The sequence below is a fragment of the Sneathiella chungangensis genome (genome assembly GCF_009882935.1).
Taxonomy (GTDB): Bacteria; Pseudomonadota; Alphaproteobacteria; order Sneathiellales; family Sneathiellaceae; genus Sneathiella; species Sneathiella chungangensis.
On sequence record NZ_WTVA01000001.1, the window covers coordinates 156,672 to 179,434 of the forward strand.

20 protein-coding genes and 1 tRNA gene are annotated in these 22,763 nt (G+C 58.8%); 7 read left to right on the top strand and 14 right to left on the bottom strand.

The features are described 5' to 3' along the window. Positions 1 to 21 precede the first annotated feature (21 nt). Positions 22 to 2,691 (bottom strand): Rne/Rng family ribonuclease, encoded by a 2,670-nt coding sequence (locus GQF03_RS00770; protein WP_161337282.1) that lies wholly within the window; start codon positions 2,689 to 2,691, stop codon positions 22 to 24. Positions 2,692 to 3,198: 507 nt separating this feature from the next. On the opposite strand from GQF03_RS00770, the gene GQF03_RS00775 reads away from it, so the two are divergent. The 3 genes from GQF03_RS00775 (at position 3,199) to prfB (ending at position 8,120) form a co-directional block, all read left to right on the top strand. Then, a complete protein-coding gene (locus GQF03_RS00775) occupies positions 3,199 to 4,398 on the top strand; it encodes an N-acetylmuramoyl-L-alanine amidase (RefSeq protein WP_161337283.1) in 1,200 nt (399 codons plus the stop codon). A gap of 111 nt (positions 4,399 to 4,509) precedes the next feature. Next, positions 4,510 to 6,948 (top strand): penicillin-binding protein 1A, encoded by a 2,439-nt coding sequence (locus tag GQF03_RS00780; protein ID WP_161337284.1) that lies wholly within the window; start codon positions 4,510 to 4,512, stop codon positions 6,946 to 6,948. A 55-nt stretch (positions 6,949 to 7,003) separates the two neighbouring features. Continuing rightward, positions 7,004 to 8,120 (top strand): peptide chain release factor 2 gene (gene prfB / locus GQF03_RS00785; RefSeq protein ID WP_161337285.1). Its coding sequence is split into 2 segments (ribosomal slippage): positions 7,004 to 7,072 and positions 7,074 to 8,120, totalling 1,116 coding nucleotides; the frame shifts between segments, so codons are not numbered across the junction. Positions 8,121 to 8,124: 4 nt separating this feature from the next. Here the strand turns inward: prfB and GQF03_RS00790 are convergent. From GQF03_RS00790 to purC, 7 genes are read right to left on the bottom strand one after another with little or no spacing between them, the layout of a single operon-like run. Then, entirely contained in the window at positions 8,125 to 9,153 is a 1,029-nt protein-coding gene (locus tag GQF03_RS00790; protein ID WP_161337286.1) for an alpha/beta hydrolase, read from the bottom strand. A gap of 40 nt (positions 9,154 to 9,193) precedes the next feature. Further along, on the bottom strand, positions 9,194 to 9,532 hold the full coding sequence (gene grxD / locus GQF03_RS00795; RefSeq protein ID WP_161337287.1) for a Grx4 family monothiol glutaredoxin: 339 nt from the start codon (positions 9,530 to 9,532) through the stop codon (positions 9,194 to 9,196). A 29-nt stretch (positions 9,533 to 9,561) separates the two neighbouring features. Continuing rightward, on the bottom strand, positions 9,562 to 9,801 hold the full coding sequence (locus GQF03_RS00800) for a BolA family protein (protein WP_161337288.1): 240 nt from the start codon (positions 9,799 to 9,801) through the stop codon (positions 9,562 to 9,564). 12 nt (positions 9,802 to 9,813) lie between these two features. Further along, positions 9,814 to 12,015, bottom strand: a complete 2,202-nt coding sequence (gene purL / locus GQF03_RS00805) for a phosphoribosylformylglycinamidine synthase subunit PurL (protein ID WP_161337289.1) — start codon at positions 12,013 to 12,015, stop codon at positions 9,814 to 9,816. 4 nt (positions 12,016 to 12,019) lie between these two features. Further along, a complete protein-coding gene (gene purQ, locus GQF03_RS00810) occupies positions 12,020 to 12,709 on the bottom strand; it encodes a phosphoribosylformylglycinamidine synthase subunit PurQ (RefSeq protein WP_161337290.1) in 690 nt (229 codons plus the stop codon). 21 nt (positions 12,710 to 12,730) lie between these two features. Beyond that, positions 12,731 to 12,973, bottom strand: a complete 243-nt coding sequence (gene purS / locus GQF03_RS00815; RefSeq protein WP_161337291.1) for a phosphoribosylformylglycinamidine synthase subunit PurS — start codon at positions 12,971 to 12,973, stop codon at positions 12,731 to 12,733. A gap of 43 nt (positions 12,974 to 13,016) precedes the next feature. Continuing rightward, positions 13,017 to 13,781 (bottom strand): phosphoribosylaminoimidazolesuccinocarboxamide synthase, encoded by a 765-nt coding sequence (purC, locus tag GQF03_RS00820; protein ID WP_161337292.1) that lies wholly within the window; start codon positions 13,779 to 13,781, stop codon positions 13,017 to 13,019. 288 nt (positions 13,782 to 14,069) lie between these two features. Between purC and GQF03_RS00825 the strand changes: the two genes are divergently transcribed. Beyond that, positions 14,070 to 14,393, top strand: a complete 324-nt coding sequence (locus GQF03_RS00825) for a DUF1476 domain-containing protein (protein ID WP_161337293.1) — start codon at positions 14,070 to 14,072, stop codon at positions 14,391 to 14,393. Positions 14,394 to 14,447: 54 nt separating this feature from the next. Here GQF03_RS00825 and purB read toward each other — a convergent pair whose 3' ends face one another. The 4 genes from purB to sfsA all read right to left on the bottom strand — a co-directional run bounded on the left by purB (position 14,448) and on the right by sfsA (position 18,187). Further along, positions 14,448 to 15,743, bottom strand: a complete 1,296-nt coding sequence (gene purB, locus GQF03_RS00830) for an adenylosuccinate lyase (RefSeq protein ID WP_161337294.1) — start codon at positions 15,741 to 15,743, stop codon at positions 14,448 to 14,450. Positions 15,744 to 15,838: 95 nt separating this feature from the next. After that, positions 15,839 to 16,618 carry a RadC family protein gene (gene radC, locus GQF03_RS00835; protein WP_161337295.1) on the bottom strand — a complete coding sequence of 260 codons (780 nt, stop codon included), beginning with the start codon at positions 16,616 to 16,618 and terminating at the stop codon, positions 15,839 to 15,841. Next, entirely contained in the window at positions 16,608 to 17,432 is an 825-nt protein-coding gene (gene map, locus GQF03_RS00840) for a type I methionyl aminopeptidase (protein ID WP_161337296.1), read from the bottom strand. The genes radC and map overlap by 11 nt, the downstream gene beginning before the upstream one ends. A 53-nt stretch (positions 17,433 to 17,485) precedes the next feature. Then, on the bottom strand, positions 17,486 to 18,187 hold the full coding sequence (sfsA, locus tag GQF03_RS00845) for a DNA/RNA nuclease SfsA (RefSeq protein ID WP_161337297.1): 702 nt from the start codon (positions 18,185 to 18,187) through the stop codon (positions 17,486 to 17,488). Positions 18,188 to 18,293: 106 nt separating this feature from the next. Here sfsA and GQF03_RS00850 point away from each other — a divergent pair, with 106 nt between their 5' ends. Continuing rightward, complete coding sequence (locus GQF03_RS00850; protein ID WP_161337298.1) at positions 18,294 to 19,064, top strand: competence/damage-inducible protein A; 771 nt, start codon at positions 18,294 to 18,296, stop codon at positions 19,062 to 19,064. A gap of 102 nt (positions 19,065 to 19,166) precedes the next feature. Here GQF03_RS00850 and GQF03_RS00855 read toward each other — a convergent pair whose 3' ends face one another. Further along, positions 19,167 to 19,688 carry a fasciclin domain-containing protein gene (locus tag GQF03_RS00855; RefSeq protein WP_161337299.1) on the bottom strand — a complete coding sequence of 174 codons (522 nt, stop codon included), beginning with the start codon at positions 19,686 to 19,688 and terminating at the stop codon, positions 19,167 to 19,169. A 235-nt stretch (positions 19,689 to 19,923) separates the two neighbouring features. On the opposite strand from GQF03_RS00855, the gene GQF03_RS00860 reads away from it, so the two are divergent. Together GQF03_RS00860 and GQF03_RS00865 are read left to right on the top strand one after the other, a co-directional pair. Then, positions 19,924 to 20,010: transfer RNA gene (locus GQF03_RS00860), tRNA-Leu, on the top strand. Positions 20,011 to 20,099: 89 nt separating this feature from the next. Next, the gene (locus GQF03_RS00865) at positions 20,100 to 21,440 is read left to right on the top strand and encodes an ABC transporter substrate-binding protein (protein ID WP_161337300.1); all 1,341 of its coding nucleotides are present in this window, start codon (positions 20,100 to 20,102) and stop codon (positions 21,438 to 21,440) included. Between the two features lie 62 nt (positions 21,441 to 21,502). Here the strand turns inward: GQF03_RS00865 and GQF03_RS00870 are convergent, their stop codons facing one another. After that, complete coding sequence (locus tag GQF03_RS00870; protein ID WP_161337301.1) at positions 21,503 to 22,732, bottom strand: DUF6161 domain-containing protein; 1,230 nt, start codon at positions 22,730 to 22,732, stop codon at positions 21,503 to 21,505. Between the last annotated feature and the right edge of the window lie 31 nt (positions 22,733 to 22,763).

Here is a 22,763-nt window from a genome sequence, read left to right on the forward strand (position 1 = left end):
CACCTCATTCAAATTAAGTGCCTAGCCGCGCCGCCACCAGCCGCTGCGCTTCGGCTTTTTCTCGGTCACGACTTCCTCGGCCGCCTCTTCCGTCACCAGGGTAACGGAAACGGGCTTGTCCGCCGCGAGGGCCTCCGCCGGAGCGTTAGCCGGAGCGGGTTCCGCCGCCGGGGCAGGGGTTTCTTCTGCCTTTTCGTCAGTGTCGGCCGGTTTTTCCTCAGGCTGGGGCGCGGCGTCCGCCGTTTCCTCTTCCGTCTTTGCGGCCTTGCGGCGACGTGGCGCTCTCTTGGGTTTTTCCGCCGCTTCTTCCGCGGTTGCCTCAGCGCTCTCCGCCTCATCCGCCTTCGGCTTGCGTCGGGACCGGCGGGGTTTCTTCTCTGCCACTTCCGGGGCTTCCTCAGGGGCCGCGTCCACCGCAACCGGCGCCTCAGCATCCTGCGTCAGTTCCGCCGTCTCACCGTCTTTCACGGCGATCGGGATAACAACCGCATCGGTACCGGCATCGGTATCGGTTTCGGTACCAGTATCAGCATCTGCACTGGCCTCGGTCTTGTCCGCGGCCTCATCCTGCCGATCCGTCTCCTCCGAGCTTTGCTGCTCGTCCGCATGGGCGTTGCGGGACCGGCGACGGCCTCCGCGCTTGCCCCGGCGGCGGCGTTTGGGTTCACCGGATTCGCCGTCCTCGCCATTTTCGGAGGGCTGCTCGCCCTCGGATTTATCCGCCGGCGTGGCCTCCTGCTGCGGTGCATTTTCATCGCGAGGCTTGCGCCGGCGGCGACGGCGGCGGCGCTTGCGCTCGGTTCCTTCGTCGTCCTCGTCGGCGCTTCTTGCCGGACGCTCGTCCTCTTCATCCTCGTCCTCGATATTGGTCGGGCTGTAGCTGGCCGCCACGTCACGGGAGACAGGTGTAAGATCGCCGGGCTTGCCTTTCTCGCGCTCGATCACGTGATCATTGAGATTTATCGTCGGATCCGCCAGGATGACGATGGCCATGCCATAGAGATTCTCAAGCTCCTGAATGACCGCGCGCTTCTGGTTAAGCAGGTAAATCGCCACATCCGTATGGACCGTTACCGTGATCTTGGCGACGCGTTCGCGAACGCCCTCCTCTTCCAGGGTGCGGATAATCAAAAGAGCCGTCGATTCAATCGAGCGCACAAAGCCTGAGCCGCCACAGGTATGGCAGACATTGGTGCTGGTTTCCAGGAAGCTCGGCCGCAGACGCTGACGCGACATTTCCATCAGGCCGAAGGGGCTGATCCGCCCGACCTGGATGCGGGCCCGGTCGGATTTCAGGCAGTCCTTCATCCGTCGTTCGACGGCGCGATTGTTGCGGTTATCATCCATATCGATAAAGTCGATGACGATCAAGCCCGCAAGATCGCGCAGGCGCAATTGCCGGGCAATTTCCTCCGCCGCCTCCAGATTGGTCTTGGTCGCCGTATCCTCGACATTACGCTCGCGCGTTGCCTTGCCGGAGTTGACGTCGATGGAAACAAGGGCCTCCGTCGGGTTGATGACGATGTAGCCGCCCGATTTCAACTGCACTTCCGGATTATACATCGAGGCGAACTGCTGCTCGACCTGGAAGCGGTGGAAGAGGGGGATCTTGTCCTTGTAGGGCTGCACCTTCTTGGCATGGCTCGGCATCAGCTTGCGCATGAAGTCTTTCGCCACCTTGTAGCCTTCATCGCCCTCGACCAGGATTTCGCCGACTTCCTTGTTGTAGAGATCGCGGATGCAGCGCTTGATGAGGTTCGCTTCCTCATAGACGCAGAACGGCGCGATGGATTTGAGCGTCAGCTCGCGGATATCATCCCACAGCCGCATCAGGAATTCATAGTCGCGCTTGATCTCGACCTTGGTGCGGCTGAGGCCGGCCGTGCGGATAATCACACCAATCCCTTTCGGGACGTCCAGCTCCGCCGCAATCTTCTTGAGGCGCTTGCGGTCCGCCGGGTTGCTGATCTTGCGGCTGATCCCGCCGCCACGGCCGGTATTCGGCATCAGCACGCTGTAGCGGCCGGGAAGGGAGATATAGGTGGTCAGCGCCGCGCCCTTGTTGCCGCGTTCCTCTTTCACCACCTGCACCAGCAGAATCTGCCGGCGCTTGATGACTTCCTGGATTTTGTAGTTGCGCCGGGGCTGTGCCGCGCGGCGATCCTCGACATCGTCCTCGCCGCCGATCGCCTCGACATAATCATCGACGCTGCTGTCGACAACCTCGAGCCCGCCGTCGGCATCCTCGACGTCGTCAACGACACCGTCTTCCTCGTCCTCGTCACCGGACGTGACGGCGTCGGTCATCAGTTCGGCGTCTGCCTCGTCTTCGGCGGTAGCATCGGATTTCTTGCCGGATTTTTTCGCGATCTCCGCTTCCTCGCGGTCGCTTGCCTCCCGTTCGGCGGCGGCTTCCTGCTCGATCAGGACCTCGCGGTCGGAAATCGGCACCTGGTAATAGTCGGGATGGATTTCATTGAAGGGGAGAAAGCCGTGGCGATTACCGCCATATTCAACAAAGGCCGCCTGCAACGAGGGTTCGACCCGTGTCACTTTTGCAAGATATATGTTGCCTTTGAGTTGTTTTCTTGATGCCGTCTCGTAATCAAATTCCTCGAGACGGGTACCTCTTACTATTACGACGCGAGTCTCTTCTTCGTGAGACGCGTCGATCAGCATACGCGTAGCCATACTTCAGCTCCGTGACTGCATACCCTCCGTATGAGTTATAAAGGGTAACAGCCTATTTCTGTGGAAATCGTCGGCGCCGCCCGTTTTTCTGAACAAAACGTTTTCCAGACCTCTTTTTTGCGGTCTGAGCTTCTGGCTGCCGGAACCTGTCATCGACATTGACGACAGAGAACGATTTCTGTTTCACCTATTTTCACTGCATTGTCTTAAGCGCTGCTGCCTGACGCTCCGGGGATTGAAAATCTTTCAATGCCTACAAAAGCTGTCGGAAACGGCGCCGCCCTGTCTCATATATATGAGCATGGAACTGACCACAGGAACTCACGCGTATATGATAGCGCCATTCTCTCCGACATACCAAGTGAATAATGACGCCCTGTCAAAAATATTCACACTATTCGGACCACGCGCATTGATTACCGGACGCGAAGCCGCTAATTTAGGCCCGTTCGGCGGCCCTGGGCCGTAAAATTCGTAGCGTAGAAAATTTGTGATCCGGATATGGATATGTTCAATCGCTTTTTCCGACCCGCCCTGACGGTCTGCCTGGTGACGGCGGGGCTTTTTTTGTCGGCAGCGGCGATCGCGGCGCCCGTCATTGACGTGTCTTCCGTGCGGCTTGGCCAGCATGACAACAGGACGCGCTTCGTCATGGAGATGAGCGCGGCGCCGGAATTCGATATTTTCCTGCTCGCCGATCCCTACCGCATCGTCATCGACCTGCCGGAGCTCAACTGGGTTGCCGGGGAGAGCGACAACCGGAAGAAGGGCATCGTCGAGAATTACCGCTGGGGCCTGTTCAAGAAGGATACTTCCCGCGTCGTCCTCGATGTCGGCGGGCCGGTGAAAATCCTGCGTACCGTCGTGCTGCCGCCCTCGTCGGGCAAGCCCTATCGCTTCTTTATCGATATCCAGGAAACCGATTTCGGGACCTTCCGCAAGGAACTGGCGGAACGACGCAAGGAACAGGCGGCAACGCAGAAAATCGCCCTTGTCGCGCCGCCGCCACCCGCCGAGAGCCGGAAGTACACGATTGTTGTCGATGCTGGGCATGGCGGCATCGATCCCGGCGCCATCGGCAAGAGCGGCGTTTATGAGAAGAAAATCACCCTTGAGGTGGCACAGAAAATCCGCGATCTCCTCGCCCGCAACGACAAGTACAACGTCATCATGACGCGCGATGACGATACCTTCCTCAGCCTGCGCGAACGCGTTGCGGTGGGCCGGCATGCGGCGGCGGATCTCTTCATCTCGATCCATGCCGATTCGATCAGCCGGCCGGATTTCCGCGGCGCCACGGTCTATACCCTGTCCGAGAACGCCTCCGACGACGAGGCGGCGGAACTGGCAAAGAGCGAGAATAAATCCGACCTTATCGCCGGGGTCGACCTGAGCTCGCAGGACGATACCGTGCAGGGCATCCTGATCGATCTGGCGCAGCGCGAAACCATGAATTTCTCGGTCAAATTCGCCGAGATGATCACCCCGGAGATTGCCAAGTCGGGCATGAAAACCCGTGGCCGGTCGCACCGTTTCGCAGGATTTCGGGTGCTGAAGGCGCCGGATGTCCCCTCGGTGCTGGTGGAGCTTGGCTATCTGTCCAACCGCGAGGATGAGAAAATCCTGAAATCAGCCAAGGGTCAGCAACGGCTGGCGCAGGCGATCGTCACGGCGGTGGACAAGTATTTTAAAACGGTCGATCCGTAAAACGGGGGCGCGATCGGCCGCCCATTGGAAAAAACGAATATTTCTGCCTGAAATTTGCCAATTCTGTTCTATATTCACAATTTGAATATGTAATTTGAGATTAGTCAGCTTATGAAGCGTTTCGCAAAATTTCTTTTTCTCTGTCTCGCTCTCGGGATTTTTTTCGGGGTCATCGGGGTCGGAGCCATCGGCTATGGCCTGTATCATTTCGGCCGCGGACTGCCCGAATATGACCAGCTGACGAAATACGAGCCGCCGGTGATGACGCGGGTGCATGCCGCCGATGGCAGCCTGATCGCGGAATATGCCCATCAGCGCCGCCTGTTCGTGCCGATCGAGACGATTCCCGAAATCGTCAAGCAGGCCTTCATCGCGGCGGAAGACCAGAATTACTACCAGCATCCCGGCGTCGATTTTCAGGGTATTGCCCGCGCCGTTGTCACCAATCTGAAAAATCTCGGCCGCGGGCGGCGGCCGGTCGGCGCCTCGACCATTACCCAGCAGGTCGCCAAGAACATGCTGCTGACGAACGAAGTCTCCTATGAGCGCAAGGCGAAGGAGGCGATCCTCGCGCTCCGGATCAACCGGGCGCTGACCAAGGATCAGGTGCTGGAGCTCTATCTCAATGAGATCTATCTTGGCCATCGCGCCTATGGCGTGGCGGCGGCGGCGCTTTATTATTTCGACAAGCCGCTCGACAAGCTGACGGTCGCCGAGGCCGCCTACCTCGGGGCCCTGCCGAAGGCGCCGAACAACTACAATCCCTTTAAGTATCCCGAGCGGGCCGTCGATAGGCGGAATTATGTGATCGGCCGCATGCTGGAGGATGGCTACATCACGAAGGAGCAGGCCGACGAGGCGCTGGCGATGCCGCTGCTGGCGCGCAAGGGTGGGGACGCCGAGGTGATCAGCGCCGAATGGTTCGTCGAACAGGTCCGCCGCGAGCTCTATGATCTTTACGGCGAGAAGGCGCTCTATGACGGCGGCCTTTCGGTCCGAACGACCATGAACACGACGTTGCAGCAGCTCGGCGAGCGCATCCTCCGCGAGGGACTGCGCGACTATGACCGCCGCCATGGCTGGCGCGGCCCGCTCTCCTCGATTGAGGTGGGCGAGGACTGGACCGTCAAGATGATCAAGTTTCCCCGCCCGAAAGGGCTGGGCGACTGGTATATGGCTGTCGTGCTGGAACTCGATGACGAGGCGGCGACCATCGGCTTTTCCGACACCTCCACCGGGCGCATCCTGCTGGAGGATCTGACATGGGCGCGCGCCTATATCGATGTGGACGAGCGGGGTCCGGCCATTAAAAAGCCGTCGGACGTGCTGAAAATCGGCGATATCATCGCTGTCTCCCCGAAAGAGGACGCGAAAGCCACGGACAAGCTGTTCTCCCTTGAACAGATCCCGGAGATTTCCGGCGGTCTCGTCGCGATGGACCCGCATACGGGGCGCGTGCATGCGATCGTCGGCGGCTGGAGCCCGGAAGCCTCGGAGTTTAACCGCGCCGTGCAGGCCTACCGCCAGCCGGGATCGGCCTTCAAGCCCTTCGTCTATGCCGCCGCCCTCGATAACGGATTCACGCCCGCCGACAAGGTGATGGACGGGCCTTTCGTGCTGACCCAGCCGAATGGCGAGCGCTGGAAACCGTCGAACTATTCGAACCGCTTTTACGGGCCGAGCACGCTCCGCCTCGGCATCGAGAAATCGCGGAACCTGATGACCGTGCGCCTGGCCCGTGCCATCGGCATGGAACCGGTGGTGGACTATGCGCATCGCTTCGGCATTACCGACAACCTGATGCCGACGCTCTCCATGGCGCTCGGGGCGGGGGAGACGACGCTGCTCAAGCTGACGACAGCCTATGCGGAACTGGTGAACGGCGGCAAGAAGATCACGCCGACCATGATCGACCGCGTGCAGGACCGGCGCGGCAAGACCATCTACCGCCATGACGAGCGGGCCTGCGAGGCCTGCAATGTGGAGGCCTGGAACAATCAGGAAGAGCCGCAGCTTCCCGATGACCGCGAGCAGATCCTGCCGGCGACCACCGCCTACCAGATCGTCTCAATGCTGGAAGGGGTCGTCAAGCGCGGCACCGGCGTGCGCATCAATGCGATCGGCAAGCCCATCGGCGGCAAGACGGGCACGACCAACGACAGCCAGGACACCTGGTTCATGGGCTTCTCGCCGGACCTTGCCGTCGGTGTCTATGTCGGTTTCGATACGCCGCGCAGCCTCGGCAAGAAGGAAACCGGCTCTTCCGTCGCCGTTCCGATCTTCCGCGACTTCATGATGGAGGCCCTGAAGGATCAGCCGGCGACCCCGTTCCGTGTGCCCGAGGGCATCCGCCTTGTCCGTGTCAACCAGCAAACGGGCGAGCCGGCCCAGCGGGGCGACAGGAATGTCATCCTCGAGGCCTTCAAGACCTCGACCAGCCGCCTGACCAGCAATGGCGTGCTGGACGGATCCGACAGCAGCTTCGCGCCGGCCGCCACCGGCACCGTTCCCGACAAGACGATCCGCTCCGGCACGGGCGGTCTTTACTGATCGGCTTTTTCGGATTACCTTCCCGCCAGAATTTTTACAGTCGTTGGAGCGAAGAATGCGTGCAGAACACCAGTCGTTAGTTGATGAGATCAAGCAGGGCATGGCCTTGCTGAGGAGGTATCTTTGACTGGGACAACGCAACCCGCCGCCTGGAGGAGCTGAACGCCCTCGTCGAGGATCCTGATCTGTGGAACAACGCCGCCAAGGCGCAGGCGATGATGCGCGAGCGGACCAGCCTTGACGGCGCGCTCGCGGCCTATAACCGGATCGAGCAGGAACTGACCGATAATTGCGACCTTATCGACCTCGCCGAGGAGGAGGAGGATGAGGAAACCCTCGCCGATGCCGAAGCCGCGCTCAAATCCTTACTCACTGAAGTGAACCGCCGCCGCCTGGAGAGCATGCTTTCGGGCGAGGTGGATGCCAATGATTGCTATCTCGAAATCCATTCCGGCGCGGGCGGCACGGAATCGCAGGACTGGGCGCAAATGCTGCTGCGCATGTATATGCGCTGGGCCGACCAGCATGGCTACAAGGTCAAGGTGCTGGAGGAAAGCGCCGGGGAAGAGGCAGGGATCAAGTCCGTCACCATCGAGGTGGCGGGCGAAAATGCCTATGGCTGGCTCAAGACGGAAAGCGGCGTGCACCGCCTCGTGCGCATCTCGCCGTTTGATTCCAACGCCCGCCGACATACCAGCTTCTGCTCCGTCGGCGTCTATCCGGTGATCGATGACGATATCGATATCGAGATTGACGACAAGGACCTCCGCATCGATGTCTATCGCGCTTCCGGCGCCGGCGGACAGCATGTCAACCGGACGGAATCGGCGGTCCGCATCACCCATATCCCGACGAATGTCGTCGTCCAGTGCCAGAACGACCGTTCCCAGCACAAGAACAAGGCGGAGGCGATGAAGATGCTGAAATCGCGCCTCTATGAGCTGGAGCTGCAAAAGCGCGAGGCCGAGGCGCAGGAAACCCGCGACAGCCAGACGGATATCGGCTGGGGCCACCAGATCCGCTCCTATGTGCTGCATCCCTACCAGATGGTGAAGGACCTCCGCACCGGGGTCGAGAAGGGCAATGCGCAGGGCGTGCTCGATGGCGATCTTGATGACTATCTCGCGGCGGCGCTGGCCCAGCGGGTCGGCGGCGAAGAGGATGCGGCCTGATTAATTACTCGCCGCTGACGGCGTGACGCAATGCCTCCGCCGCCTGACGCAGCGCCTTGTCGGCCTGCGGCAGCAGCGCCGTCATCGACATGAAGCCATGCACCATGCTCGGGTACCGGACGGCGCCGACGCGCACGCCCGCCGCCTGCAACGCCCGGCCATAGCTTTCGGCCTCGTCGCGCAAGGGATCGAAGCCGGCGGTGATGATCAGGGACGGCGGCAATCCCGCCAGGTCCGGATTAAGGAGCGGGGAGGCACGAACATCATCCCGTTCCGCCGCAGTATTGAGATACATGTCCCGGTAATCGCGAATACGGTCGTAGGTCAGGAAATAGCCCTCTTCGAACAGCTTGTAGCTGTCGGCGGACAAATGCGCATCCAGCGTCGGATAGAGCAGCATCTGGAAGACGGGCAGGGCGCCGCCCCGCGCCTTGGCCTGCTGCGCCACCGCCGCCGCGAGACATCCGCCCGAGCTATCGCCGCCCACAGCAACCTTTTCGGGATCAAGGCCATGGTCCGCGCCATACTGGACGGCCCAGTCAAAAGCCGTTATCGCGTCGTCAACGGCGGCAGGAAACTTATGTTCCGGTGCCAACCGGTAATCAACGGAGAGGACCGCAAAGCCGCCATACCGCGCCAGCCGCGCACAGAGCCCGTCATGGCTGGCGATCGAGCCGCGGATATAGCCACCGCCGTGATAATAGACAAGAACGGGAAGGGACGGGTCCGCCGTGGGCCGGTAGAGCCGCGCGGGAAGAGGGCCTGCGGCGGTCGGAATTTCAATATCCTCAGTGGACTGGAGCGGGGGTTGCTTGCCCGCGAGGGCGCCCGCCAGACGCTCCATATTGGCGCGGGTAGTCTCGACCGGGGTGTCGCGGACCGGCGTCGCCGTCTTGCGATCGATATCGCAGAGCAGCCGGGCCTTGCTGTCGAGCCGCTGCCCGTCGATGACCACGGGTTTCAATCCGTAGCAGAGGCGGAAAAAGGATTCGGGCAACAGGGCGATGAGCGCGATTAGCAACCGCTGCATCATCAGGCCTCACAACAAGCCGGAAGGTGAACCGGGCGACCGCTCACGCGGAGGCGCGGGCGACCTGCTTCTCGTCGAGAATTCCCTGCAATTCGCCGGTTTCGAACATTTCGCGCATGATGTCGCAACCGCCAACGAACTCACCCTTGACATAAAGCTGCGGAATGGTCGGCCACTGGCTGTATTCCTTGATGCCTTCGCGGATGGCGGGATCGCTCAATACATCGATGCCTTTGAATTTGACATCGAGATGGGAGAGGATCTGAACCGCCGTTGCGGAGAATCCGCATTGCGGGAAGATGGCCGATCCCTTCATGAACAGGACGACATCATTGCCGCCGATTTCCTGGGAAATTCGATCTTTGGTTACTTGATCAAGCATTTATCGATCCTTTTTAATGTTAGAACTGACTATTGGCCGTCCGGCACGGAGGTTTGCAGGGCGAGCGCATGCAGCTTCCCGCCCATATTCCCTTTCAGCGCGTCATAGACCATCTGGTGCTGGCGGACCCGTGGCAGACCGGCAAAACTCGCGGAGGTCACCATGGCCGCGTAATGATCGCCATCGCCGCGCAAATCCGTGATTTCCACTGTTGCATCAGGAATGCCTTCCTTGATGAGCCGTTCAATTTCACTCGCATCCATTGCCATGGACCAAAACTCCTATTCGCTGCCCGGACGAGACATGAGGGCAGGCAGCCATCCTGCATGTACATCCCGTAAGTCATTTACGGATATGGTAAGGCAGCCCTCGATTTTCAATTCAGTATGACCGATCGTTCCAATAATGTGTAGGGGAATATCGTCGGCAAGGGCCAATCCCCGGACCAGTTCGACATTCTCCGGTTTGACGGTGATGACATAACAGGCCTGATCCTCGGCGAACAGGGCCGCGTGTGGCGGAATGGCTGTCTCGAGCCGGATCGACGCGCCGATATTGCCGGCAATCGCCATTTCGGCAAGCGCAACGCCAAGGCCGCCGTCGGACATATCATGGGCGGCGGTCACATGCCCGCGGTTAATCATCTCGCGGAGATAGTCGCCATGCTTGCGTTCCTTTTCAAGGTCGACCCGTGGCGGCGCCCCTTCCTCACGCCCCTCGATTTCCCGAAGATACAGCGACTGGCCCATCTCGCCGGAAAGATCGCCGAGCAGCAGCACCACATCCCCCTCCGACTTGAAGGCGAGGGTGGTCATCTTCGCATAATCCGCGAGGATGCCGACGCCGCCGATGGCCGGGGTCGGATGAATGCCGGTGCCGTTGGTCTCGTTATAGAGCGAGACATTGCCGGAAATCACCGGGAAATCGAGCGTCGTGCAGGCGCGGCGCATGCCGTTGATGCAGCCGACGAACTGGCCCATGATCTCGGGCCGCTGCGGGTTGCCGAAATTCATGCAGTCGGTGATGGCAAGCGGCTGTCCGCCGGTCGCCGTGATATTCCGCCAGGCCTCCGCCACGGCCTGCGCGCCGCCGGTCTCCGGATCGGCATAGCAATAGCGCGGGGTACAGTCGGTGGTGATGGCAAGTGCCTTCTTGGTGCCATGGACACGGACCACGGCCGCATCGCCGCCGGGCCGCTGGATGGTATCGCCCATGACCATATGGTCATACTGCTCCCAGATCCATTTGCGGCTGGCAATCTCGGAGGAGCCCATGAGCTTGAGCAGAACCTCGCCAAGATCATTGGGCGCGGCGACATCCTCTGCCCTGATGACGGCGGGCGGCTCGGTTTTTGTCCAGGGCCGGTCATATTCCGGCGCCGCATCGGCAAGCGGCGCGACGGGAAGATCGGCGGCCACTTCACCGTTCATGGTGAGCACCATCCGGCCCGTATCGGTCACCTTGCCGATGACCGCGAAATCGAGCTCCCATTTCTCGAAAATCTTGCGCGCTTCCTCTTCGCGGCCCGGTTTCAGGACCATCAGCATCCGCTCCTGGCTTTCGGAGAGCATGATTTCATAGGGAGTCATGCCTTCCTCGCGCATCGGCACATGATCGAGGTTGAGCTCGATGCCGACGCCGCCCTTGTCCGCCATCTCGAAGGATGAGGAGGTGAGGCCCGCCGCGCCCATATCCTGGATCGCGACGATCGCATCGGTCGCCATGAGCTCGAGACAGGCCTCGAGCAGGAGCTTTTCCGTGAACGGATCGCCCACCTGAACCGTGGGGCGCTTTTCCTCGCTGTCATCGTCAAACTCGGCGGAGGCCATGGTCGCGCCGTGGATACCGTCCCGCCCGGTCTTGGAGCCGACATAGACAACCGGATTGCCGACACCGGCGGCGGCGGAATAGAAGATCTTTTTCGTCTCGGCAAGGCCCACCGTCATCGCGTTCACGAGGATATTGCCATCATAGGCGGCATGGAAATTCGTCTCGCCGCCGACCGTCGGCACACCCATGCAGTTCCCATACCCCGCGATCCCGGCAATAACGCCGGAGACAAGATGCCCGGTTTTCGGATGATCCGGCCGCCCGAAGCGCAGCGCGTTCATATTGGCGATGGGGCGCGCGCCCATGGTGAAGACATCGCGCATGATCCCGCCAACCCCGGTCGCCGCGCCCTGGTAGGGCTCGATGAAGGAGGGGTGGTTATGGCTTTCCATCTTGAAAATCGCTGCCTGCCCATCACCGATATCGATGACGCCGGCATTCTCGCCGGGCCCGCAAATCACCCAGGGTGCCTCTGTGGGCAGGGTTTTCAGCCATTTTTTGGAGGATTTATAGGAGCAATGCTCACTCCACATCACGGAGAAGATTCCGAGTTCCGTCAGGTTCGGCGTCCGGCCGAGAATCCTGAGGACCTCTTCATACTCGCCTTCGGTCAGGCCATGCTCGGCAACGATTTCTTTGGTAATTTCAGTCATATTTTCAAACGATGGAATTTACGAGATGATCGAAAAAGCGCTTGCCGTCGGTGCCGCCGAGCTCTTCGGAGATCAGCCGCTCGGGATGCGGCATCAGGCCGAGGACATTGCCCGCCTTGTTGTAGATCCCGGCGATATTGTTGAGCGAGCCGTTGGGATTGGCGGCGTCGGTTAGCTCGCCCTCCGCGCTGGCATATTTGAACGCCACCTGGCCTTCACCCTCCAGTTCGTGAAGGGTCTCCTCATCGGCATAATAATTGCCGTCATGATGGGCGACGGGAAAGCGGACGACTTCGCCCTGCTCGAACCCGCCGACGAAGCGTTCATTCCGCGCGGTGATGAGAAGATCGACATCCCTGCAGACGAATTTCTGACCGGCATTGCGCAGCAGCGCGCCGGGAAGCATGCCGGTTTCCGTGGCGATCTGAAAGCCGTTGCAGATTGCGAGGACCGGCGTGCCGGCCTGCGCCTTTTTCACCACCTCGCGCATGATCGGCGAATTGGCGGCCATGGCGCCGGCGCGAAGATAGTCGCCATAGGAGAAGCCGCCCGGAATGGCAATCAGGTCCGTCTCGGGAAGCTCGCTATCGCCATGCCAGACCATATCCGGATCACGTCCCATGGCCTGGGCCAGGGCGACCTTCAGGTCACGGTCACAATTGGAGGCGGGAAATACGATAACAGCGGCCTTCATTGTCCAAAACTCCCTGTCCGGTCAATCCAGCATTTCGATGGTATAGTTTTCGATCACCGTGTTGGCGAGAAGCTGCTGACACATTTTCTCGACTTCCGCCTCGGCCGCCGCGCGATCCATGTCCTTGAGGTCGAGATCGATGGTCTTGCCCTGCCGGGCGTCGAGAACATTCTTGAATCCCAGACCCTGAAGCGAATGGGAAATCGCCTTGCCCTGCGGGTCGAGGACCCCGTTTTTCAGGGAAATATAGACACGTGCTTTCATCTAATCCTCTTTACCTACGTAAAAAAAAGGCGCCAATGCGCCTTTACTGAATCGCGTTTGTCCCCTGCAAGTCGCCCGGGCCACCTTCGGGAATAATGCCAAGCCGCCGCGCGACTTCCTGATAGGCATCCTCGACGCCGCCGAGATCCCGGCGGAAACGGTCCTTGTCGAGCTTCTTGTTGGTCGCCGCATCCCACAGCCGGCAATTATCCGGGCTGATCTCGTCGGCGAGAATGATCTGCATCTCGTCGCCCTCATAATAGCGGCCGAATTCCAGCTTGAAATCAACCAGCCGGATGCCGATCCCGGAGAAGAGACCGAGCAGGAAGTCGTTGACGCGCAGCGACTGGCTCATGATGTCATCAAGCTCGAGCGGGTTGGCCCAGCCGAAGGCGGTGATATGTTCTTCCGAGACCAGCGGGTCGTTCAGCTCGTCGGACTTGAAGCAATATTCGATGATCGGCCGGGGCAGGGGCGTTCCCTCCGATATGCCAAGTCGCTTGCAGATCGAGCCCGCGGCGATATTGCGGATAATCACCTCGACCGGGATGATCTCGACTTCCTTGATCAGCTGCTCGCGCATGTTGAGGCGGCGGATGAAATGGTTCTGGATGCCGATTTCCGCGAGCTTGAGCATCAGATGTTCCGAGATCCGGTTGTTCAGAACGCCCTTGCCGGTGACTGTTGCTTTCTTCTCGCCATTGAATGCGGTGGCGTCATCCTTGAAATACTGCACGAGAGTGCCCGGTTCCGGACCTTCAAAGAGAACTTTTGCCTTGCCTTCGTAGACTCGTCTACGTCGGGTCATGGATAAACTCCAACTCGTCGAAAAGGCGGCCAGCCGCCAGAGAAAAATATCTAAACAGCCGCAGTTCGGATATCGAAAGTGCTGTCAGGGCCTATTGCCAGAGCGTCGCCGCAAAAGCAAGCGGAACATAATGCAGAAATCCTGTAAAGACAACATTTCCTGTCACGCTTTTGTTGTATATTCTCGAGAAAATCACTTGCGAGGCTAGGCGACGCACACCATCTTAGGTATAAGGCATTGCCGGTGTTCGGATTGGTGATTGGAAACAAGATTAGGGACTGAATAGATATGGCAGGATTCGACGATCGCAAAAAAGGTCAGGAAAGCAAATTCGCGCATGATCAGGAAATGGAATTCAAGATCATGGTGCGCCGGAACAAGCTGCTCGGCGCCTGGGCGGCGGAACTGATGGGCAAGACCGGCGAGGCCGCTGATGTCTATGCCAAGGAAGTCATCATCTCGGACATGGAAGAGAAGGGCGATGAAGACGTCTTTCGGAAAATCCGTGGGGACCTTGATGCGGCAAATGTCGAAATGTCCGACCACCGCATCCGCCGCCAGATGGAAGAATTGCTGGCAACCGCGCGTCAGCAGATCCTGGCGGACAAATAGACCCGAAGATATTGTAGAAAAGGAGGCGCAGGCGACTGCGCCTCTTTTTTTTGCCTAGTCGCCGAACACCCGGCGGAAAATCGTATCCACATGCTTGGTGTGATATTCGAGATCGAAGACGCCCTCGACCTGCGCCGGCGTCAGGGCCTTCATTACATCGGCGTCTGCCTTCAAGAGCTCCATGAAATCCTCGCCGTTCTGCCAGACTCGCATGGCATTCCGCTGCACAAGGCGATAGCTGTCCTCGCGGCTGACACCGGCCTGCGTGAGCGCCAGCAGCACGCGCTGCGAATGGATGAGGCCGCCGAGCTTGTTCATATTGTCCATCATGTTTTCCGGATAGACCACCAGCTTCTCGACCACTGAGGTGAGGCGAGCGAGGGCGAAATCAAGGGTGATCGTCGCATCCGGCCCGATCCCGCGCTCGACGGAGGAATGGGAGATGTCCCGCTCATGCCAGAGCGCGACATTTTCCATCGCCGGGATGGTTGCCATGCGAACGAGGCGGGCGAGGCCGGTGAGGTTCTCGGTCAGCACCGGATTGCGCTTGTGTGGCATGGCTGAGGAGCCTTTCTGGCCCGGCGCGAAATATTCTTCCGCTTCCAGCACTTCCGTCCGCTGCAGATGACGGATCTCAACGGCGAGACGCTCGATCGAGCTGGCGATGACGCCGAGGGTCGCGAAAAACATCGCATGGCGGTCGCGCGGGATCACCTGGGTGGAGGCGGGCTCCGGCGCGAGACCGAGCGCCTTGGCGACATGCTCTTCCACGTAAGGGTCGATATTGGCAAATGTCCCGACGGCGCCGGAAATCGCACAGGTGGCGATGTCTTTTCGCGCGTTCACCAGCCGCTCGCGATTGCGGGAAAATTCCGCATAGGCCTGCGCCATTTTCAGGCCAAAGGTCACCGGCTCCGCATGGATGCCGTGGGAGCGGCCGACGCAGACATCATCCTTATGCTGATAGGCTTTCGCCTTCAACGCTGCGAGAAGCTGGTCCATATCGGTGAGAAGAATGTCGCAGGCCTTGGTCAGCTGCACCGAAAGGCAGGTATCGAGAACGTCCGAGGACGTCATGCCCTGATGCACAAACCGCGCCTCATCGCCGACATATTCGGCGAGGTTGGTGAGGAAGGCGATCACGTCATGCTTGGTCTCGCGTTCGATCTCGTCAATCCGCTCGATATCGAAATTGCCGCGCTCCCAGACGGCCTTGGCGGCGGCTTCGGGAATCACCCCAAGCTTCGCCTGGGCATCGCAGGCATGGGCCTCGATCTCGAACCAGATACGGAATTTGCTTTGCGGCTCCCAGATTGCGGTCATCTCGGGGCGGGCATAACGGGGGATCATGGCGGGTCCAACTTTCTGACTAGGTTGTTCGGAAGAAGGGCTGACTAGCAGAGATAACGGAAAATCTCAACCAGTTAACGGCAGGAGCGCCGCCCTCACATCAGGCCGAGGGATTTGAAACTGACGCAGTCCTTGTCGCCGACGATGATATGATCGTGAATGCGGATGTTGAGGGCCGCCGCGGCGCTGACGATATCGGACGTCATGTCGATATCCGCCTTCGAGGGCGTGGTGTCGCCGGACGGGTGGTTATGCACGAGGATCAGTGCCGTCGCGCCAAGCTCGAGCGCGCGCTTCACCACCTCGCGCGGATAGACGGCGGTGTGATTGACCGTGCCGGTCTGCTGCACCTCATCCGAGATCAGGTGATTCTTGTTATTGAGGAACAGTATCCGGAAATGCTCGATCTTGCGGCCGCTCATCGTGCCCTGGCAATATTCGAGCAACGCCTGCCAGGATCCGAGCACGTTCCGCTTCTCGATTTCCGTCCGGAGCAGGCGTTCGCCCAGCGTCTCGGCGATTTTGAGGGTTGCGATCACCGCATCGCCGACCTTGTCGACCTTGCGAAGTTCATCCGGTTCCGCCTTCAGGACCTTGGCAAGGCTACCGAAGCGGGAGATCAGGTTCTTCGCCACCGGTTTCGTATCGCCGCGCGGCGCGGCGGCGAAGAGCAGCATCTCGAGGATCTGGTAATCGGCGAGGCTGCGCGCGCCCGCGTTCAGCACCTGCGCGCGCATCCGCTCGCGATGACCGAGCCGGTGATCGTCCGCCGCCGTCTTCGCCGGTGCGCTTTCCTCCAGCCCGAGGGAAAAGGAGGGGTTGTCCAATTCTTGCAAACCGGGTCGCGCCGGTGAAGTCTTGGCGTCAGACGTCATAGGGCGGCTTGTCCAGTCCCTTCGGTGAGAGGGTGAAAATCTCGTATCCCGTCTCGGTCACGCCGAGGGAATGCTCGAACTGGGCGGAGAGGGAGCGGTCTTTCGTCACCGCCGTCCAGCCATCATCTAGCACCTTGACCTGCCAGGTGCCGAGATTGATCATCGGCTCGATCGTGAAGATCATGCCGGGCTTCAGCTCCACGCCTTCGCCGGGTGTGCCGTAATGAACGATGTTCGGAACATCATGAAAAACCCGGCCAAGGCCATGGCCGCAGAAATCCCGGACGACCGAGCAGCGCTTGCCCTCGGCATAATTCTGGATCGCATAGCCGATATCGCCGGTCGTTGCGCCGGGTTTCACCACCTCGATCCCGCGCATCAGGGATTCATAGGTGATATCGATCAGGCGCGCGGCCTTCACGCTCGGCTTGCCGGCAATATACATGCGGCTGCTGTCGCCATGCCAGCCATCGACGATAGGGGTCACGTCGATATTGACGATATCCCCGTTCTGCAACTTCTTCGGCCCAGGAATGCCATGGCAGACCACATGGTTGATGGAAGTGCAGATCGATTTCGGAAAGCCGCGGTAATTCAGTGGCGCGGAAATGCCGCCGCGCTCCGCGATAAACTCGGCGCAGAGCGTGTTCAGCTCGTCCGTCGTCACGCCCGGCACCACATGCTCGGCGATCATGTCCAGCGTTTCCGCCGCCAGTCGGCCAGCCTTGCGCATCCCTTCGAAAGCGTCGGGACCATGCAGCTTTATCACGCCGGTATTGCGATCCGGCGCCGTTATACTCGTTTCATATCTCATAAGCGCTCATCAACTTTTTGCAAAATAATACCCCATCTCCGGCAGAAAACAAACTAGGGAATAACCGGAACAGGGGAGCCGAGACAAATCCCGGCAGGGGTTATGTGGCAGTCATAGCACAAAATTTCAACTCCCGCAGCCCGCGCTTCGGCGAATGCCGCGGCATAGGCCGGATCGATATCGGCGGCCAGGCGGAAAGCGCCGCAATCCGCCCGCTGGACCAGATAGAACATCACCGCCCGGTGACCGGCCGCCACCATCGCGGAAAGCTCCTTCAGATGCTTCGCGCCGCGCGCGGTGACCGAATCCGGAAATTCCGCATGGCGCGAATCGCGCTTCAGCGTGACATTCTTGATCTCGACATAACAATCGGGCTTATCGCCGCCAGAGAGCAGGATATCGATGCGCGAATTCTCGCCGTACTTGACCTCCCGCGTCAGATGGTCGTAGCCGGAGAGGGCCGGGACGTCGCCCCGCTCGATCGCCGCCGCCACGATGCCGTTCGGATGCGCGGTATTGATGCCGACGAGCGCGCCGTCCGCCTCCACCAGTTCCCAGCTATAGGGGAGTTTGCGTTTCGGGTTATCGGATTCTGACAGCCAGACGGTCATGCCTTCGTCCTTCAGCCCCATCATCGAGCCGGGATTGGCGACATGGGCCGTGATCACATTGCCATCCTCAAGTTCGATATCGGCAAGGAAGCGCTTGTAGCGCCGGATCAGGCGGCCCTTGAGGAGGGGAGCGGGGAATTTCATGATTTTACGTCGACCATATTCCGGTAGGTGAAAATAGCTGATGCCCTTTGTAATCGGTTTGCTATGATATGGCCAACCCGAAGTCGGCAAATTACAAGGTACCTTTATGTCAGATAAGTCAGGCGCGAAAAAAATCGTGACGGCCGCCGTGGTGGTGATCGGCGACGAGATCCTCTCGGGCCGCACACAGGACAAGAACATGGCCTGGATCGCGGTCCGTCTGAACGAGATCGGCGTGCAGCTGCGCGAGGTGCGGGTGGTGCCGGATATCGAGGCGGAGATTGTCGCCGCGGTCAACGCGCTCCGTGCAAAGTTCGACTATGTCTTCACGACCGGCGGCATCGGCCCGACCCATGACGATATCACCGCCGATTCCATTGCCGCGGCCTTCGACGTCGGCATCGATTTTCATCCCGAGGCCATGGCGCTGCTGACCCGGCATTACGAGACCAGCGGGATCGAGTTCAATGACGCGCGCAAACGCATGGCCCGCATTCCCGATGGCGCATCGCTGATCAATAATCCCGTCAGCAAGGCCCCGGGCTTTTGCATCGAGAATGTCTATGTCATGGCGGGGGTGCCGACGATCATGCAGGCCATGTTCGAGGAGATCGCGCCGACGCTTCATGGCGGTCCGAAAATGCTGAGCCGGACCATCGGCGCGGGATTGCCCGAAGGACGGGTCGCGGAAAAGCTCGGCGCGCTGCAGAAGGCCTATCCCGATGTCTCGATGGGGTCCTACCCCTATTTCCGGCAAGGGGAGGTGGGCACCAATCTCGTCCTGCGCTCGACCGAGAAAGCGGATCTGGATGCCGCCTTCGGTGAATTGGTGGAATATTTGAAGGGGGAGGGCGTCCACGTCGTGGAAACCACCTGATAACAGACGTCGGGCGACAACGATCGGCTAGGGGGGACCTGTCACCAATCATTGTCGCCGCGACGAACGGGGACCTGCTGGAGAATGCAGGCCCGGCAAGGGTTACTTGCTCGGCGGCAGGATCACCGTATCGATCACATGAATGACGCCGTTGCTGGCCATCACGTCGGCGGCAACCACCTTGGCGGAGCCGTTCAGCATGACGCCGTCCATGCCGTTGATCATGATGGTGCTGCCCTCTACGCTGGTGGCATCAACCATCTTGCCGACCACCGCAGATGCCGGCACGTTGCCCGAGACCACATGATAGGTCAGGACCTGGACCAGCTTTTCCTTGTTTTCCGGCTTCAGCAAATTTTCGACGGTTCCCGCCGGCAGCTTGGCAAAGGCGTCATCCGTCGGCGCAAACACCGTGAACGGTCCGGGGCTTTGCAGGGTTTCCACCAGTCCGGCTGCCTTCAGGGCCGCGACCAGGGTATTGAACTGGCCCGCATCAACGGCGGTGGCGACGATATCTTTCTCGGCCGGCATCGGCTTTTTCGCCATCTTGGCGTCCTGCGCGCAGGCCGTGGCAAAGACGCCAACAATCAGAAACGTGGAGACTAGTTTTAGGATTTTGGACATTTTCCCTCCTCTGGGGTTCAGGTACATCGATAAAAACCCAGTCGCGATCTGCGTTTGGAAAGGAATACGGGGGCGGGGGGAAATCGGATCAACAGAAATAAACTTTTCCCATCACCATATTGTGAAATGGCGAGGCGAACGTCACGGCCGGGATCGGGAATACGACTCCAAAATTCGATCCGGAGGCATTATCTCCTTGTTTCGCAAAACCGATTTAGTTAGTTTGCAAGGCGCCGCCCGCATGGTGAAATTGGTAAACACAGTAGACTTAAAATCTGCCGCCCGTAAGGGCTTCCCGGTTCAATTCCGGGTGCGGGCACCATTTCCGGCGCAATAAAGCCTTTTGCAATTTATCTTCAAAGCCATAGAATAATTCCCCGGGGCGAGATGACGGTATGGGGAGAGGGTTTTTTGCGGCGACTTCGCGACATTGCGCTTGCATTGGGGATCGTGGCGGCCGTCGTTGCCGGGGGCGCGCCCGCCAGCGCCGGCGAGCGGGCGACGCGGGCCCAGGCGGTCATCGCCGGGCTGTCGGGCCAGGCGAAAGCTATTCTCTCGCAACCGGACAAACCGCTGGCGTCGCGGGAAAGTCATCTTGCCGCGATCATCGGCCGGAACTTTCATTTCACCCTTATCGCGGAACTCGTCATCGGGCCGGAGTGGGAGACGCTGCCGCAGGAGCGGCGGCAGGAATTCCTTGAACTGTTCCGCGATTTCTTCCTGCAGGCCTACGGCAGCCAGCTGGGCGGCTATCCGGGCGACGAATTCACCGTGCTGTCGGTGGAGGAGAAGGGATCGCGCGACGCCTATGTCCATTCCCGGCTGATCCGGCCGCAGCGCGAGGCGGTGGAGATTGACTGGCGGCTTCGGGAAATTCTCGGAACGCCGCTCATCATCGATATCATCATCAACGGCACCAGCGTCGCGCTCAGCCACCGCGAGGCCTTCTATCCGGTGCTGAGACGCGAGGGGATCGGCGGCCTCATCACGCTGTTCAAGATCCGCGCCGAGCGGCTGAACACCGATACGCAGAGCTTCGCCGCCGGCAAGGCGCTGTTCGAACAGGGCCGCTTTACCGAGGCCCTGGCGCTCTGGCAGGACCTGGCGGAGAAGGGCAACCCGGCCGCGCAGTTCGGCCTCTCGGTCCTCTATGAGGAAGGGCGCGGCGTCGATCCGGATAGCGTCAAGGCCGAGTTCTGGAACAATAAGGCGGTCGCGGCGGGCTATCCGCCGGCGCTGCATAATCACGCGCTCCGCCTGCTCGCGGACAGGAAATACACGCCCGCGATGGCGGCGCTTGAAACGGCGGCCCGCGACGGGTTCGCGCCCTCGCAATATACGCTCGGCAAGATGTATATCTACGGCATCGGCACGGAGGAGAACCCGGAGCGCGCCGTCGAAAATATCCGCCTTGCGGCCGGCGCGGGCATGGCGGCAGCGCAGTATAATCTTGGCAAGATCTACCGAGACGGCTATGGCACGGCGGTCGATATGGCGGCCTCCTTCACCTGGTTCGAAAAGGCGGCCCGCCAGGGCCATGGCAAGGCGCTGGGCAAGCTCGCCGCCCGCTACAGCGAGGGCGAGGGGGTCGCAAAGAATGACATAGAGGCGCTGAAATGGGCGCTCCTCGCGGTCAAAGAGGGGGATGACGAGGCAGAGAGGTGGGAAACCCTCCTCAAGAGCCGCATGAGCGCAAGCGACATCGCCCGCGCCGAAACCCTCGCAAGGGAATTCAAACCGGAGCGCGAATAATCGCCGCAAGACCGGACATCAAATCCGGAACCGATAGCGGAGCGCAAGACCGATCAGAAAACTTAAGCTCCTTTTCCTGATGCAGATTTAGCTATATCAAGCAAATTTGGCGGCGGAGCATCATGATTCTTATCAGCATCTGTTGGTCTAAATAATGCATTTAGAATCAAAATGCGCTCGTCATTACCAAGATTTGCTTTCTCATCATTAGCTAGTGCGAGATAAGTTGCAACCATTGTTTGCCGTTGTGCTGCATCCGATGCCAAATTTAAATTATGTATGAATAACTTCGCGAAAACACGAAGCCCCCATGCGATGGCAGCGGCTGGAATTGAAACGACAACGATTGAAGCCAATCCAATGTCTCCATTATTATTTCGCGGAATATGAGCAAATATCTCGTCTACGTACTTGTAGGCCAAACCTAGCGCGCCAAGAATACAAGCTATGAAAATTACGGCAAAAAGTGCTGCAGCCCACCTTTGATTAGTTTTGCGTGAACTCCAATATGTGGCCGGTGCCTCCAATTGCAGTTTTTTATGATATGTATCTTCAAGCGTCTGTACTTGCTCAGTAGCTGTTTTATAAAAATTGCTAAATTTCTCAATTATTTTGTTTTTTTCGTCTTCAAATTTTTTTATGGAATTTTCTACGTTCATTAATGCATCATCGTTCTGTTTTTGATTTTTGGACAATTCTAAATAGATTTCATCTTTTATTTTATTCCAATCCTTAGCGATGACATTTGACAGTTCTTCATGAGATTTTTTTAAGATAGTGGCATCAATTTGCGCCACTCTTCCCCTGGCAATTCCATCTATATACTTGGTTAAATTTAATATATTTTGATTTGGTATATTTTGACCTACCGTAGCCGCAAGCAACATTAACGCAGCTGCAGGGTCGTAGTCTGAAAGCGTGATTATTGATCTGCCTGAGCTTGATCGCGCGCTCACAAACCTCTCACTATTCATGAGATTGTCTAATTTTTCCCGAAAAGCATCATATACTTGTTTTTTATATTCATCTTCGTATTCTTCCTCGTCTCCAACCACTAAATTAAGGTACCCATTTAATGCATCCTTAGCTTGGATAAGATCACTTTTGATTAAGTATGAGGAATCACGATCTCTATATATTCCCTCATTTTTTGTTTTTTCAGAAAATTCTTCCCACAAATTTATCTCGTCTTCGAGCCATTCTTTTATTTCTGATACATCTTTAAATACAAATGTTTCACTAGTATTAAGTCGAATTTCGATAGGTTCATCAGCAGAATATTTACCAGTCATGTTAGTTTCCCCTCATACTAAATGGCCGCAA

Coding starts and splice junctions, on each gene's coding strand:
- purQ (WP_161337290.1), bottom strand. CDS start 12,709: ATGAAGGCCGCTGTTATCGTATTTCCCGCCTCCAATTGTGACCGTGAC.
- GQF03_RS00855 (WP_161337299.1), bottom strand. CDS start 19,688: ATGTCCAAAATCCTAAAACTAGTCTCCACGTTTCTGATTGTTGGCGTC.
- GQF03_RS00780 (WP_161337284.1), top strand. CDS start 4,510: ATGAAGCGTTTCGCAAAATTTCTTTTTCTCTGTCTCGCTCTCGGGATT.
- purC (WP_161337292.1), bottom strand. CDS start 13,781: ATGACCCGACGTAGACGAGTCTACGAAGGCAAGGCAAAAGTTCTCTTT.
- GQF03_RS00790 (WP_161337286.1), bottom strand. CDS start 9,153: ATGATGCAGCGGTTGCTAATCGCGCTCATCGCCCTGTTGCCCGAATCC.
- grxD (WP_161337287.1), bottom strand. CDS start 9,532: ATGCTTGATCAAGTAACCAAAGATCGAATTTCCCAGGAAATCGGCGGC.
- GQF03_RS00770 (WP_161337282.1), bottom strand. CDS start 2,691: ATGGCTACGCGTATGCTGATCGACGCGTCTCACGAAGAAGAGACTCGC.
- map (WP_161337296.1), bottom strand. CDS start 17,432: ATGAGATATGAAACGAGTATAACGGCGCCGGATCGCAATACCGGCGTG.
- radC (WP_161337295.1), bottom strand. CDS start 16,618: ATGACGTCTGACGCCAAGACTTCACCGGCGCGACCCGGTTTGCAAGAA.
- GQF03_RS00775 (WP_161337283.1), top strand. CDS start 3,199: ATGTTCAATCGCTTTTTCCGACCCGCCCTGACGGTCTGCCTGGTGACG.
- purB (WP_161337294.1), bottom strand. CDS start 15,743: ATGATCCCCCGTTATGCCCGCCCCGAGATGACCGCAATCTGGGAGCCG.
- purL (WP_161337289.1), bottom strand. CDS start 12,015: ATGACTGAAATTACCAAAGAAATCGTTGCCGAGCATGGCCTGACCGAA.
- GQF03_RS00850 (WP_161337298.1), top strand. CDS start 18,294: ATGTCAGATAAGTCAGGCGCGAAAAAAATCGTGACGGCCGCCGTGGTG.
- GQF03_RS00800 (WP_161337288.1), bottom strand. CDS start 9,801: ATGGCAATGGATGCGAGTGAAATTGAACGGCTCATCAAGGAAGGCATT.
- sfsA (WP_161337297.1), bottom strand. CDS start 18,187: ATGAAATTCCCCGCTCCCCTCCTCAAGGGCCGCCTGATCCGGCGCTAC.
- GQF03_RS00825 (WP_161337293.1), top strand. CDS start 14,070: ATGGCAGGATTCGACGATCGCAAAAAAGGTCAGGAAAGCAAATTCGCG.
- purS (WP_161337291.1), bottom strand. CDS start 12,973: ATGAAAGCACGTGTCTATATTTCCCTGAAAAACGGGGTCCTCGACCCG.
- GQF03_RS00870 (WP_161337301.1), bottom strand. CDS start 22,732: ATGACTGGTAAATATTCTGCTGATGAACCTATCGAAATTCGACTTAAT.